Raw genomic sequence first — 15522 nt, forward strand, 5'->3', positions numbered from 1 at the left:
GTTCCTGGTGTACACCAAAATAAACTAGTAACACGCGGTTCCTGATTTGGATCAGAAACATTTTGTTTTAAGTTTAAATCAAAATCATCATATTTAGGCATTATTTTTTTCTCCTTTCATTTTAAGCACACGTCCAACAAGTTTTAGTGACGCAGACGTTAGAACACAACCAATTAGTTTGTGGACAGTTGCTATTACACGTTCCTGGTGTACATGCGATAAGACTAGTCACTCTAACATTTTTTTGATTTGAACTACTTTGTTTTAGATTCAAATCAAAATCATCATATTTAGGCATTTTTCTCACTCCTTTATATTTTTATATCAACGTAATCGATTACAACTATCAGTATAGATTTACAATATAAAGTTTTTATAAACTATTTCTTTTTTATTTGTTTATAAAAGGTTTATTGTTTACTGCTAAACTAAAATAATTCAAATAAGAGAGGAGCATGTAAAATATGGATTTACTGTTGAAAACAGATAATTTAACAAAAAAATTTAGTAAGCAAGTGGTTGTTAAATCACTCTCTATCCATGTAAAAAAGAATTCGATTTATGGTTTAGTTGGTCCCAATGGCGCTGGGAAATCCACAACTTTAAAAATGCTAACTGGTAGTTTAAAACCAACAAGTGGAAACATCTTCTTCACTAGAGAAACAAGCGATGGTCCTACGATTGGATCATTAATTGAAGATCCTGCACTATATAAGAATCTAACAGCTGAAGAGAACCTTTTAGTATTAGTAAAACTTTTCGGTTTAAAAAAGGACCGCATTAAAGAAGTTTTACATCTTGTAGATTTAGAAAATACTGGAAAAAAAATCGTTGCTAGATTCTCTTTAGGAATGAAGCAACGATTAGGTATTGCAGCCGCACTGATCAGACAACCTAATCTACTTATCTTAGATGAACCCACAAATGGGTTAGATCCTATTGGTATTAAGGAACTTCGAAATTTAATTAAATCATTTCCTAAACTTGGAATTACAGTTATCGTGTCTAGTCATAATCTAAACGAAATCCAACACATGACTAATCATGTTGGTATTATGAATGCTGGTGTTTTGAAATATGAAGGGAGGATACCTGAGGGCATTGATTTAGAAGATTTCTTTCTAGATCAAATAAATTCTGATGAGTATGGAGGAGAAGCAAAATGAAAAATTATATAATGGCGGAATACATTAAAGGGAAACGATCTTTCAGTCATTTTTTCTTTATGTGGCTTCCACTGATTGTCGTCCTCATCTGTATTCCATTTTCTCAGTTTATGTATTTTGATATCAATTTTTTTGTTCCCCTTATTTATAACTGGTGGCCAACACTTTTCTTGCCTACGGGATTGGCAGTTTTAGGGTATCAGTCCATACAGAGAGAAAAAGAAAGTCACACTCAGAACTATTATTATTTATTGAGCCAAAATACATTTTGGAAAACAAAATTGATTACATTAGCTGGATACTCATTGATAGCTAACAGTTTGATTGCTCTTTTGACCATCCTTTTTGAATTCATCATGTATGATGCATCAACTATCATCATTATGAATGTATTATCAGCATCACTGGTTCTTTGGATTACAACATTATTTATTATTCCACTTTCGATTTTATTGGCACAGTTGCTCACACCAATCATTTCTATTGTTGTAAATCTTTTTGGTATGATGGTAGGCATTTTTACGGTTGCAGGAAGTTACTGGTATATCAGTCCTTGGGGATGGTCATTACGCTTGATTACACCTATCATTAAGACAAACCCTAATGGCACATTACTCCAAGAAAATGATCCATTAAACACACCTTCCATCGTCTACCCTGGGCTTGGCCTGGCACTTTCTATTTTCATTATTCTCTTTGTTAGTGTGCCATTCATTTTATCAAGAACTAGGGAGAGTGATTAGCGATGTCTTTTTCTTTTAGTGCGGAGTGGCTTAAAACAAAAAAATCACTATTCAGAACAACTTTATATGGTTCTCCAATTGTGTTTAATTTATTGATTTTTGGATACATCATTTTCGCTAATCAAAAAGTATCCGAAAGTAACTTTTATTTTAATTATTTCTCAATCCTCAATTTTTTATTACCATTTACTGTAAGTTTCATACTTGCATTGATGAATAATTGTGAACGAGAAGCTGGAAACTTCAAAAATATTTTTGGGTTAAATCGTCACTACTATTTTTTATTATCTCAAAAATTCATTTTTTCATATTTAGTGATTAGTTTTGTCTTCCTATTTAATTTATTATTGACAATTGCGTTACTTAAATTTACCTTCAACGTACCTACCACAAGTTTCAACTCTCATTTTTTATACGGTTCTACTTTCATATGGTTAGCTTTTATGACGTCATTTGTCCTATACTTTTTTCTGAGTATCATTTGTAGCTTTATCACAACACTTTTCATTGGATTAGCCTCCTCACTATTAACAGCTATTCTAGGCTTAACAGCTTTAGGCAATGGAATTTGGCAATTCTTTCCATTCACATGGGGAAGCCGTGTGATTCCAATGCTTATGAACAATTCCTCCTTAGTTGGATTTTTTTATGAACACACCTATTTTAGCTATGTTCTTTTGTTCTGCCCCTTCATTTGTTTTTTTGTATCCCTAATTATCTCTGTCTCTTTATTTAGAAAATAATCAAAGAAAAAAGACTTTTATTCCCACCTTTAAATTTAATGAACCCACAAGAAAACTATCAACTAGTATGGGGTAGTTTTTGAGACTCTATGCTTTTTGATGTCGGTGATTTTCACCAACAGTTTTTTTATTTGAAAAAACAGAATAGACACCTTAAATACTTTGGAACTAAATATCTAGTTTTTGGAAAACTGTTCAACAAAAAAGTACCAAGCTCAAATCGCCTAAAACTAACTGAAATAGTTGAGCGCCTTCTCAGTGATTGTCCTAAGCTATGCTCTGGTTGTCAACTAACATTACTTTTTGCAGTAAAAATGTGAGATTGAACCGTTTGGCAGTATAAAACAGCACATTCTGAGGCCTATGATATGCCCTTGGAAATTTTCTTCACACTCTCTTCGTTAACTCAAATATTACAGTTGTTTGAATAAACCTATCTAGGGATTATAACAAAATGTTTCTGGTTTCCGAACCTTTTAGAGTTTTAAATGACGGATAATCATTCGACATGGAAAAGTGTTACCCATGAAATAAAAAATGAATGGAGAGAAACTGTCGTTTTCTTTCCATTCACCAATGATTCTAAAATTTTCCTCGTTAGTATCGGACAAAGAACCAAAAAAGTCTAACTTTTTTGGGTGCCTACATATCCGAGCATTTTAACAGTATTAACTCTTGTCTATTATCTATTACAGCAGCTGAATCATTTAATAAATCGACAAAAATAGGAATCATAATCGTTGATATTTATTTTATGTTGTTACTTATTTCTACAAAATTTCCTTATTAAAACTTTTCCTTACGTGGCTCAATAATAAATAAGTAATCAACGACTTTCTAGGTATTTTCAACTTATAATTTCTTTTTTTATTAGGTCAATGAAGAGAAATGATTTCTTGTTCCAATTTAATATTCTTTTCTAACATTATTTCAAATACTTCTAATGGCTGTTTCTGGTATAAAATTTTCAATCTTCTATGATCATTTGTACTTAATTTTTTTCCGTAACTTTGATATTTTAATAACGTATCTTTATCCATAGCTAAAGTTTGAAAAGGAATACCTGTCATTTCCTTTAAATGAAAAAAGATTTCAAAACCGCCTACATCAATATCACCAAAATGCAAATAATGCTTCGTAGGAAATTGACGATAGATTAACTTTAAAAATTCTCTTCTGATTCGATTATGAAAGCCACCTAGATAAAGGACTAATTGATTATTCGGTATAAAATCATGAAATGAGGTTAAATTTTCTATGGTTATCACTTGCTTGCTTAACAACTCTTTAAGCTCGATTTTGGGAACCATTTCTGGAGACAAACCTATCGCACCATCATCTTCTCTGAGAGCTATAATTGATTGCCCGACACTAAAAGTCACATTTCCTTTCAAATAAATAAAACTGGGATTTTTAGCGATATTGAAATACTCTAGTAATTCTTTTGATTCAAGTAATGGGACAGAATCATCTACTTGTTGAATGAATTGTATGATCCTATTTTGCATTGATGAAAATTTTTTTGTATCAGAAAAAATTTGTTGAGAAAATCGCCGTATCGAGATTTCCTCCTCTTGATTATACAGAGCCACCAAAGTATCAAACAGCTCTTTCAATTCCTTAACACTCTCTGTTGGAACATATTTTTTTATTGAATATTTAGTTTTCAATTGCTGATCAATAAACAAGCAATATGGTTTGATGATTGGATGTTGTTCTTGATATTGCCAACAAAAAGAAAGTAACTCTTTTCTTTTTTTATTTGGTTCTTCTTTACCCAAATAACGATAAATCTCCACTAGTTTATCCAGATTCAAGAAAATTTGTGTCGTATATTGTTCTTCAGTCTTCAGTCGGATCCATTCTTCACTGACCAATTGAGCAAATAACGCATTATATTCCTCAAATCGTTGGTAAAAGTTTACTGTATCAAAATAGGTACCGTCATATTTTTTGATAGATAGTGCTATTTGCAATTCTCGATTCGAACCTTTTCTAGATAACACACTTTTTTCATATTTATCAATTAAAGCTTCTACTAATACTTTTTTAGCTATCTTTTTCATGACATAACTCCACTGCAAATGATTGATTTCCTTTTCTGATGACACCAACCGTAGTCTGTACGTATGGTAAAATAGTAGACAAGCGATTCGGTGGTACAACAATGATGATTTGAATGTTTAAATTGTTATAAAATTTCATCATCGCTTTTATTCGAGCCTCATCCATATTATTAAAAGCTTCATCAAATAACACCACGCAACCTGCCTCTACAATATTCAGCTTGTGTAACATCTGTTCAAAACAAGAAGCAATGGTGACATAAAAAGGTGTTTGTGTTTCCCCTCCTGAGTTTTCCTTAATAACATTTGATAGTTTAGTGATGTCTCCATTTTCATTGGTTACAATGATATCATAAGACATATAATTACGATAATCCGTATATTTTCTAAGTTCGCGCTCATCTTTTCTTTCATCGTCAAAGTAGGCTAATTTATCGAACAACGTTTCCATCAAATCACGTTCATGATCCATAAGTCCATCTAAAAATAAATTGTCCATATATAAAGCATTATTTCCCGTAACAATCTCATAATACTGTTTAAAAGCCGGATCAGAATTAGCTTCATAAACAAATTTATAGGTGTCTCCATTAAAGCTTTGTTGCTCTAATCCTTTATTGAGTTCCTTGATGCTTTTCTTTGCTTTATTGATATTATCTGAGAGCTTTGCAACAAAGCTCTCGTTAAATGCTTTTTCGCTTTTTTCTTTTGCTAAATTAAGACTGTCTTTAGTACGAATAATGTCGATTTCATTTAATTGATTAAATTTATCTAGATATTGTTGGATATTGTCTAAAGAATTTCCATATCCAAGTTTTGTTCGATTGTTGAATTTAATCATACTATCTTTTAACCATACTACTTTATCTTCATTGTCACGTCTTATTTTTAACTGTTTTGCTTGAATGATTTTACTCGTTTCGTTCAGAGCATTTTTATTCTCAGCTAAAACTTTTTTTAATTCTAACTGTGCTTTTTCAAAAGTGTCGATGTCTTGTATGCTACAAGTTTCCTTAACTTTAGAAAATAACTTAAGTTGTTCATTTACACTAGCTAAATCTCTTTCAGACTGTTCAATTTCCTTTTTATAACCCCCTTTTTGTTCTTTTAGTTCGTTAACATCAAGTTCATAACTATGTACAACAGATTTCAAATTTTCTAATGCTTCAATTTTAGAAAAAAGTTCATCTTTTTCTTTAAAGGTAGAGAGAAAATCTTCTAAAGAGGCTTTGCTCTCTAGAGAAATCCAATAATTTTCTAACTGTTCATCCAACCTTTTTAATTCAGTAGGCTTGATTCTTTCAAGAGATGAAAATAATCTATTTGTTTCTGTTCTTTGGCTTTCTATCCTTTGCTTCTCTTCTCTTAATGCAATTAAAACTTTCCTTTCATTTTTCAATTGCGTTTCAAATGCTTGTTGACCTATATAAGGCTTGTTGTAAACTTTAGGATGAATCGCATAGACAGAATATTGATTGTAAGTCATACATTCTTTGGTGATCGCTACTTTATGATTCCTTAAACATACTACTTCATCTACACACTTTACTCGTCCAAGTAAAAAGTTGATGTATCCTTGTGCAAATTGGTTTTTACATTGTAATTGCTTTGCTAACGTACCCTCTTCTGCAGAAAATTCTTTAGTTTTACTTACATCAACTACACGTACACCAAATATTTTTTCTTTTTGAGTATATTCCTTATAAAATTCCATTGCTTTGAGGAAATATTTTGGTTCGACAATCAAATTAAAACGATTTTTCCCTAAAAATCCTTCTGCTGCATTCCGCCAAGATTCATCATGCATTTCTAACAACTCACACAATGGCTTCACTTCGATGGGTTCTTCATAAAAATTTTTTAACTCTCTTGTCAAAATCTCTTGTAGCTTTTTAGTTTCATCTGGATACTTGAATTGGCGTTTTTCAAGTGAACGAATCAAATTCGTACTTTCCTTAATTTTCAGATTTAAGTCATTCATGCGCGATTCAAATTGGAACAGTTCTTTCCTGTATTGCTCTTTTACTTTATGTAATCCTTTTGAGAATTCTTCTAAATGACCGATTCTTTTTTCTTGAGCTGACTCTTTAGAGGTAAGTAGCTTTACATCCAATAATAAATTGACAGGCTTCAAATAAAGATTCGCTTCTTTCAATAACGAGAGATACTTTTTATAACCAGTTTCTCTTTGCTCCACTTCTAACCTTAAGCGGTCTAATTCTCTTTCAGTATCCCTAATTACTTGTAAATCATGGTCATGTTCAAGTTGAAACTTTTTTTCTTGGTTTTCTTTTAAATATTGTTCTTTGATTGGTAACTGTTCGTCAATTTGTTTCAATTGACGCTTTTTCTTGGTGATTTCTTCTATGTTTTTGCTCTGTTTCTTGATAAGAAATTTTTCTTTTAATAACTCTTCCATCCTATTTGCAATGTTTAATTGTCTATTTCCTTCTTCAATTTCATAATAACAATTTCTAATTTGTGTTAATTCATTTAAACTTTTTTCTTCTTCTACCAACTTTTGATTAATCGAACGATAACTACGGATATTTTCTCTTAGTGTATCGATGTCGACAGGTTCATCATCTAATAAAAATTGAAATATAAACTTATTTAAGTCTTCAACAGGTTTAAACGCTAATGCTTTTGGTACTAACTCCATATACTTTGATTTAACCCCCAGTGCAGTGGTAAACATGATATTTTTTTGCGTAGCTCTACTTGGAATATCTATCTGGATCTGTTGATTTTTAAAATACGCACGAAAAGCGACCATATCTCTAACGTTCTTGTTATCAACAAACCACTCTTCTTGAAGGGCTGAATTAATTTTGTAAAAATGGGCTCTTGGTTGTTGATGTTTTTCAGCTTCAATAACAGCACCTAAAACAAAATAAGAAGTCATATCACTACCAGTTTGAAACTCCAACGCTACATGAGCAACAACAAAGTCCTCTCGCAAAAATTTTTTTCCTTCAACGCCTAACTTTCCTCGCACATAGCCTTCCAAAGTTCGTGTACTACGTTCATTAGCAGCCATATTAAATTTTGCTTTACCCGCAGTCAAAATAAATTGGATTGCATCAAGAACGGTTGATTTTCCACTCTTATTATCCCCAGACATTAAAACATTATCTTTGATTTGTATCGTTTGATTCTTGAACATGTGCCAGTTAATCAATTTGATCTTCGTCAGTTTCTTCATCAACTCGTTCCTCTTTTCGTTCATACTTCTGAATTTGTTGCTCTACTTCTTCTAACGTTTCTGTGGATACGACATAAATAATCGCTGGTTGAATAATGATAACAGTTTCTAAATCAGCTAAGTCCCCAGAATAGTCACATAAATTATGCCGTTTAAATAATTGAATAATTTGTTTGAACTCTGTCTTCGGGATAACATTTTCAAATAAGCCTGTGACTAGCAATTCTTGATAAATTTCTTCTGCCGTGGTAACTATTTTATTCATAGATGAGATTTCATGTTGTCGTTTAAAATAGATTTTTCTAAGAATCAACAATGCAATCGTTTGAATTTTCGTGAGATTTAATCGATTCAAAGAATTTGCTGGGTACAGTCCGATCACACCAAGAGTTTTATCGAAAATCATTTCATAATTTAATATTGAAAAGTAATTCTCGAACATTTTCTGATTTGGAAGAATGGCGTAATAATTTTTTTTATCTTTCTCGTGATCTCTACAAATAAAATTATGATTCAATAGACGACTGGCTAACATTGCAAATTGTTCTTGCTCTTTTTCTTCCAAATGACGATAGGCTAAATAAAAATGCTGACTATTTCCTGCTAAATTCATGTCTTCCTCCTAATGACATAATCTCTAAAAACGGTATCTTCCTGCGAAAACTCCTTGTCTAGATCTTCTACGGTATAGCTAGCTTCATAAGAAAAAGCATAAATATAAATGAGAACATAATATGCTTTATTATTTAAAACATATTCTGAAACACAAATTTCAGAATTTTCTTCCAGTAGATCAGTAACAAATTTTTCTATATTCACCTGTGAAAACTCACTAGATTGCATTAATGTCTCTTGAAAAATACTCTTTTCATCCTCTGTTAATTTCAACGGATGACCAATATTACTTTCCCCAAGTATTCTCTTTCTTCTAGGTGTCGCCAATGAATATGGATCCATTAATTTTACTTGGCTTAGAAATAACGTTTCAAAATAATAATCTATCTGACTTATTTTGCGAATCAACATGTTGATACTTCCTTCAATATCCTCTGTTTCACTTAGTAAAAAGCTGATTCGATTAATTGCTGAAGAAATAAACCGCTGATTCTTATCGTTTATTTCCTTCAAAATATCATCGACGGATTCAAATTGTTCTTTGATGAAAACTAATTTTTCATACAATTCATGATAAATTTCAATATAGTCTTTTTTGGTTGTAACCATTAACCTTTCAGCAATCTCTTCTAATAATTCATCATCCAGTAGCCAATTAATTGCGTCAATAATCTTCCCTTTATACTTATTTGGATGATCATTTGTCATTAGGTGGTAGTATGCCTTATCTACCACGTTGAGTTGGTATTCATTCGCTAATAATAAAAATAATTGGTTGAGATCATCTTTTATTCCATCGTCTAAAATCTTTTGTATGTATTTTTTGATACTTGTGTTCAATTGCTTTAATTGAGAAAAAAATTCTTTTGTTTGATGATAAGCTGATTCAATACTTAATTCTTCACGTCTATCAGAATTAAAATTTTCAAATAACTTATAGATTGTATAAACGTTCCTCGAATAAGATAGTTCCGAACCTTGTTTAAAATTGTATAAAAATTCTAAAAAAGAGTAGCCAATATCACTCAATAAGATAATCACTTGGTAATTCGCATTGCGATCCTCACTCAGCCAGCCAGTATTTTTAAATCTACTTAAAAAAGCCAATGCACGTTCTCTTGAAGTTTGTTTTTTATCTTCAAACAAATTGACTCTCTCTGAAAAATAGTTTTCAAATATTGAAATGACTTCATTCTTCGTTAGTGTATGTTCTAATTTTTCATTGACTTGTTTGTATAACAAAAGTAAACAATCACTATATTCCTCTTTATTTTCACCACTCAATACATTAAAAAAATTTGCTGGAACTACTTCGAATATGCTTTTCATATACCCTCCCTCGCACAAAAATAAAGCGCTATCATTTTCCGTTAAGTTATCAAAGCTTAGTACACTAATATTTAGAAATTTAGACATACTACTGTACACCTAAAATCATATCACAATTTATAAAAATATTTCTAAAAAACATAAAAATATGGAAGAAATTTCCATATACTCTTTTCTGTCTTGCTCATATTTTCCCTTTCCACTAAGAGACACACACTAATCATAGATATTACAGATTATATGGTATTTTTCTCCAATCGTTATTTTAAGCAAAAAATTGCTCTTACTATCCAAATATTGATTTTGTAAGTTTGCTTTCCTTAAACAGGCTAAAATATTTATTTTTTGATAGATTAATTCAAAAATCATAAGGAACAACATCATTGTACTTATTTCCTGAAACTAACTATCGATAAAACAAGTGCAATAATGATGTTGATTAAAGAAACCTTACTCACTAAAGGAAGGAATATACCCCAGACTGCCAGGGATACTACTCCTGCTTACCCGAAAATCGCAAGAGCAAATTTTTTACTATTGATACACTTCTCCCTATGATTGAAGTTTGGACCTGTTAAAAAATCTTTTACATAGGTTTTACTATTTTCAGATTCTGGGATATGATTAAAATAAAATGTACACAACAAAAAAATCAGTTGACCGATATCAAACCAATAGGATTCTGCCTGGTTTCTTGATATTAATACTTCAATAATGAAGAAAACGAGTACAAAACATGCCATTTTCAATGATGAATAACATGCAAAAAGTATTTTTTATGTATTTCTGAAAGGTCTTTTAGAATAATGCTTGATGAAAGAAGCATTCTTTACTAGTCGATAACGAAGTTTGACTACCTCAGACATGGTTCAACATCACTCCTATCAATAAAAATATTTAATTTATAGCATAAAAAGTACTAGCAGCGCATAACAGCTTCTTTTTTTCACACATTTCAAACATCATCTTCTTAAATAAATCAATTTGGGAAGCAATGAAAGGAATCTAGATATACAAACAATTTTAATCTGTAGACGAAATTTTAAGTAATAAACATAAACATTTTTTGATATTTTTTTCTAAAAATGAAAGGAAGTAACCTAATGGACAAAACAACCTATAGAACAGCCAATGAAGGTAGTAAAAAGGTATATATAAATAAAAAAATAATGATTTTTGACATTATTTTTAGCTTCATCACAAATGAACCTATACTTCAGACACAATTTCTACACAGAAAACTAGAGTTACTGATGAAGGAAAAGGGCATGAATATTGATATCGAAACCTATAGCTCAAATAAAATAGATCAATATGGGGGACAAGCTGATCTTATATTATTAACCCCTGTATTTGGACATGCTAAAGAAGAATTTGAAAAAAAATTCCCTGAAACACCAGTCATAGCTATTTCCAAACAGGACTATGGTTTGTTAAATATGGAATCATTGTATAACGGAATAATAGACTTATTAAAATAAGACTGCTAAAACATCCATATGCACTATTACTAAAAGACAAAGATTTAATGCATAGCTCCTCAGCTTTTATTCGACCTATGTATATGTATCCTGTTACTCTTCTTTTGTGTTTGCTGAAAAGCCAAAACTAAATACACTAATAGCAAATCCTAACATGATGGAGAATAATTTATGTTTTTATAGCTTATCCTTCCTGACTCATTGATTTTATAGTATCATTCCTCACCCACTATAGAAATCGTTTTCTTAAAAGAGTAGTTAATATGTCAGGTTTAAATAGTTTCTTTGTGTTTAACTGTCATTTAAATTCCCTCCTCCAAACAAAAGTTTACTTTATAATAATGAATTTATAATTTTCAGTAATTTTCTATTACATTTACTGATAATCTATTTACCTATGAAACATTATATTCACGATGTATAATCGGCTCAGTATTCGCTATCCTTCACTTCAAAGGCCACAAATCTTAACGGGAAGACGGTAAAACGAAAAGGAATAGGCAGTTTTTCCTGACTATGACTCTGCGTGTTTAGGGTGAACATCACATGCACTAACCTGTTACCTTCACTATAACTTGGATGTAACTTTTAAGGAAATGAGTCAACATACTTTGTAAATGATTGATTTAGTAAGCATTTTCTATAGTGAATATTGGATTAGCTATTTTGAGTATGCGATCACCTTTATTAATATATTTGAAGTATTTTTTTACATAATAGTCATCATGAAGCGAGCTTTTTTTCATCAGATTTAATCGTAATTTTTCTTTTTCCAAAATTGTTAGATGATGCATAGAATCAATTTGGTTATTGATTGCATTTCTAAGCAACACGCTTTCCTCGTCTTCATAGCTATTTTTTAGCCCATGTCCAAATAATTTAAGGATGGAGATTTTTATTAATCCATTCTTTCTAGAATCATATGAAGAATCCTGACTGGAAAATTCATCCAAACAGTATAAGGAAATTTATCTGTAAGGTCGTGTATATATAGTGCTGTTTCATTAGAATAAATCCCTTTAGGCAAAATCATCTGACGTACCAGAAATCATCTACATAACTGTTCGTCCTAATATAAACGCCATAATATACTTCTTCAAGAACCCCGCCTTTTATCAAATCGTTAATAAAATCTTTTGAAATATCTTTCTTCAAAAAATCTTCATTAGTGAAAATAATATCCGACTTAATCAAGTTTTCTGCTTGCTTCAACTGTTCCTTTTGTACTTCAAAGAACTCCATACTTTCACCTTCTTTTTCTTAGTAAATTAAAATTACTAAGAAGAATATGGATAGTTCTTATATAAAAAGCGCAAAAGAAAAAGGCTTACGCCCTTCATCAAAAAACTATGCGGAGTATTTCTCTCTACGCCATGTGATTGCAATGTTGTTCGGTCACACATTCTACAATACCGTACCAGTCGGAGCGACCGCTGGCATATTGCAGCCTTACGAGATGTGGTCAGGCATGACAGCCTACAAATTTCACAGGGGCATTCGGTATATTAGAGTATCATCCTTTAATTTACCGCCTACTGCTACTCTCACGCGTTTCTTGTCTTATAGATTATTTCTAATCACTTCACGGCGAAGGACTTCTTTGGATGTTTCCGTCAGTGCTAAATGCCAATCCCTTAGCAATTCTCTTTACGGAGGGGCTAAGTCTTATCAACCTAGCTTTCTATTGTCGTCTCGACAAGTTCGCTACCTTACATTTGGTCACACTTTGCACACGTTCTTTGCGCTCCAATGCTTTTACACTGGCTTTCCCCTTGTTACCAAGAATACTCACTTGATACGCAACAGTATCCCATTACGACACCAACAACGACTTATTACCAAACGTTCCTTGACGAGTTGCTTAAACTCTCATACACAAGGTTCTGCATCAGTTTTTTGATAAAAAGAATAAACTTTTTATCATTTTTCAGGGAGTTTATTATCCCATATATCAAAATAAATTGCAAACGGATTCTTAAATAATATTTGACTTATTTATTAATGATTCTTCAATCTTTCAATACGCTATGCACGGAAAACTTGTGTCACAAGATCCAAATGACTAGTGTTTCAAGCAGACCAACTTTATTTTCTTCAGCCATTCTTCCAATTTCCTCATTTTCATTTTCAAAAATCACAAAAATGATATTAACTTGAAAGTCACTAATAAAATAAGCCTTACAAAGTAAAGGGTAATCCAACAAAATAACCATTCGCTCTACGTACTACGTTTTGGTAATCCTGCATTTCACTCGGTAATTGGTAATAGTAATTTATCGTCTTTACATTGCCACTTTCAATATACTCTGGACTGTCTAATATCATAGCATACTCATAAAGTTCTTCACCATCCTTATTTTCAATCGACCATTGTTGCGGACGTATCGGATTTTCTGTATCATTTTTCAATGTATAGGTCACTTGTAATACACGATCATGCTGTGCAAATTCATTTCTTTTTTCGGTCAATTCAAAATTTCAGATGATGATACTTATGAAAAAATAGTTCCCAGTATTAAACTAAAAGCGATAGTGGGGCTAAAATTTTGATGTTAGTTTAGAAAAAGTGAATAATATTTCTCATACATTAACATAAACTAAAAGGATGAAATACAAGAACTAGAAATACTCTTTATAGGTATTTTTTCAATAATATTAAAATTCAAAAAACTTACATCATTGAAACATCTAAAACACAAATGACTATAAAATCACTTTTAAGGCAATATAAAAAACTTCAAATGCTGTTTTATCAACATTTGAAGCTCGTACTATATGATTATCCCACTGACCCTTCCATCTCATAACTGATCAATCGGTTTAATTCTACTGCGTATTCCATTGGTAATTCTTTGGTGAATGGTTCAACGAATCCCATGACGATCATTTCAGTCGCTTCAGATTCGGTCAAGCCTCGGCTCATAAGGTAATAAAGTTGTTCTTCAGAGATTTTTGAGACTTTTGCTTCGTGTTCCAAAGAGACTTGGCTGTTGTGGATCTCGTTGAATGGGATCGTATCGGATTTTGAGAGTTCATCCATGATGATCGTGTCACATTCAATATGGGAGATCGATCCAGCACTCTTTTTGCCAAATGTGACTTGGCCACGATAGTTTACTTCCCCGCCGTCTTTTGAGATGGATTTTGAGACGATCGAGCTAGAAGTGTTTGGTGCATTATGGATCATTTTTGCACCAGTATCTTGGATTTGATTCGCACCGGCAAATGCGATAGAAAGCATCGTGCCACGAGCGCCTTTTCCGTCCAAGTACACACTTGGATATTTCATCGTTGTTTTTGCGCCTAAGTTTCCATCGATCCATTCGACCGTTGCCCCTTCGTAGGCTTTTGCTCGTTTGGTGACGAGATTGTAGACATTGTCTGACCAGTTTTGGATCGTTGTATAGCGGCAGTAAGCATCTTTTCTCGTAAAGATTTCTACGATAGCTGCATGTAGACTGTTGCTTGAATAGGTTGGTGCTGTACAGCCTTCTACATAATGGATGCTTGCACCTTCGTCAACGATGATCAACGTCCGTTCAAATTGTCCAGTGTTCTCCGCATTGATCCGGAAATACGTTTGTAATGGGACATCGACTTTGACTCCTTTTGGTACATAGATGAACGTACCACCTGACCATACCGCAGAGTTTAATGCGGCTAATTTATTGTCAGTTGGAGGTACAAGTTTGGAGAAATATTCTTTGAACAATTCAGGGTATTCTTTAAGTGCAGAATCCGTATCTGTAAAGACGATCCCTAATTTTTCAAATTCATCTTTCATATTGTGGTATACGACTTCTGATTCGTATTGGGCAGAAGCACCGGCTAAATACGCACGTTCCGCTTCTGGTATCCCGATCCGTTCAAAGGTTTCTTTGATTTTATCTGGTACATCATCCCAGTCACGAGCTGGTCCGTCACTTGGTCTTTGATAATATTTGATCGCATTGAAATCGATGTCTGACAAATCAGGGCCCCAAGTTGGCATCGACATCTTATGGAATGTTTCTAGAGATTTCAATCGAAATTCTAACATCCATTCTGGTTCGTCTTTGATTCTAGACATTTCACGAACAACTTCTTCAGTCAAGCCTTCACCTGTACTAAAAACAGGTTCTACATCATCGTGAAAGCCAAATTTATATTCTTCTAATTCTGGTACACCCATGTT

The 15522-nt window shown here is 32.3% G+C and carries 12 protein-coding genes; 3 read left to right on the forward strand and 9 right to left on the reverse strand.

Annotated features, from left to right (window positions below; genetic code table 11):
- Positions 1-101: gallidermin/nisin family lantibiotic (locus tag A5844_RS14820; protein ID WP_143353720.1), on the reverse strand; the 101-nt coding region annotated here is incomplete at its 3' end.
- Between the two features lie 20 nt (positions 102-121).
- A complete protein-coding gene (locus A5844_RS14825; protein ID WP_218776174.1) occupies positions 122-298 on the reverse strand; it encodes an FDLD family class I lanthipeptide in 177 nt (58 codons plus the stop codon).
- A 166-nt stretch (positions 299-464) separates the two neighbouring features.
- Here A5844_RS14825 and A5844_RS09595 point away from each other — a divergent pair, with 166 nt between their 5' ends.
- Both A5844_RS09595 and A5844_RS09600 read left to right on the forward strand, forming a co-directional pair.
- Complete coding sequence (locus tag A5844_RS09595) at positions 465-1166, forward strand: ATP-binding cassette domain-containing protein (RefSeq protein ID WP_086284963.1); 702 nt, start codon at positions 465-467, stop codon at positions 1164-1166.
- Entirely contained in the window at positions 1163-1909 is a 747-nt protein-coding gene (locus tag A5844_RS09600; RefSeq protein ID WP_086284964.1) for a lantibiotic immunity ABC transporter MutE/EpiE family permease subunit, read from the forward strand. Before A5844_RS09595 ends, A5844_RS09600 begins: the two co-directional genes overlap by 4 nt.
- Before the next feature lie 1618 nt (positions 1910-3527).
- Here A5844_RS09600 and A5844_RS09615 read toward each other — a convergent pair.
- Genes A5844_RS09615 through A5844_RS09630 form a run of 4 tightly spaced genes read right to left on the reverse strand, consistent with a single transcriptional unit; the run spans position 3528 to position 9867 of the window.
- On the reverse strand, positions 3528-4718 hold the full coding sequence (locus tag A5844_RS09615; protein WP_086284967.1) for a Wadjet anti-phage system protein JetD domain-containing protein: 1191 nt from the start codon (positions 4716-4718) through the stop codon (positions 3528-3530).
- Complete coding sequence (locus tag A5844_RS09620) at positions 4702-7947, reverse strand: ATP-binding protein (protein WP_086284968.1); 3246 nt, start codon at positions 7945-7947, stop codon at positions 4702-4704. The genes A5844_RS09615 and A5844_RS09620 overlap by 17 nt, the downstream gene beginning before the upstream one ends.
- Complete coding sequence (locus A5844_RS09625) at positions 7892-8536, reverse strand: DUF4194 domain-containing protein (protein WP_086284969.1); 645 nt, start codon at positions 8534-8536, stop codon at positions 7892-7894. The genes A5844_RS09620 and A5844_RS09625 overlap by 56 nt, the downstream gene beginning before the upstream one ends.
- The gene (locus A5844_RS09630; RefSeq protein WP_086284970.1) at positions 8533-9867 is read right to left on the reverse strand and encodes a Wadjet anti-phage system protein JetA family protein; all 1335 of its coding nucleotides are present in this window, start codon (positions 9865-9867) and stop codon (positions 8533-8535) included. Before A5844_RS09630 ends, A5844_RS09625 begins: the two co-directional genes overlap by 4 nt.
- A gap of 1103 nt (positions 9868-10970) precedes the next feature.
- Here A5844_RS09630 and A5844_RS09635 point away from each other — a divergent pair.
- On the forward strand, positions 10971-11348 hold the full coding sequence (locus A5844_RS09635; RefSeq protein ID WP_256924548.1) for a PTS sugar transporter subunit IIB: 378 nt from the start codon (positions 10971-10973) through the stop codon (positions 11346-11348).
- A gap of 1029 nt (positions 11349-12377) precedes the next feature.
- Here A5844_RS09635 and A5844_RS09645 read toward each other — a convergent pair.
- From A5844_RS09645 to sufB, 3 genes are all read right to left on the reverse strand, one after another.
- Positions 12378-12590 (reverse strand): type IV toxin-antitoxin system AbiEi family antitoxin domain-containing protein, encoded by a 213-nt coding sequence (locus A5844_RS09645; protein WP_086284973.1) that lies wholly within the window; start codon positions 12588-12590, stop codon positions 12378-12380.
- A 936-nt stretch (positions 12591-13526) separates the two neighbouring features.
- A complete protein-coding gene (locus A5844_RS09650; protein WP_086284974.1) occupies positions 13527-13817 on the reverse strand; it encodes a hypothetical protein in 291 nt (96 codons plus the stop codon).
- Between the two features lie 310 nt (positions 13818-14127).
- Positions 14128-15519: a Fe-S cluster assembly protein SufB gene (gene sufB, locus A5844_RS09655; protein WP_086284975.1), complete on the reverse strand. Its 1392-nt coding sequence runs from the start codon at positions 15517-15519 to the stop codon at positions 14128-14130.
- Positions 15520-15522: the final 3 nt, after the last annotated feature.

It is taken from the genome of Candidatus Enterococcus wittei, from assembly GCF_002140175.1.
GTDB classification, from domain to species: domain Bacteria; phylum Bacillota; class Bacilli; order Lactobacillales; family Enterococcaceae; genus Enterococcus_B; species Enterococcus_B wittei.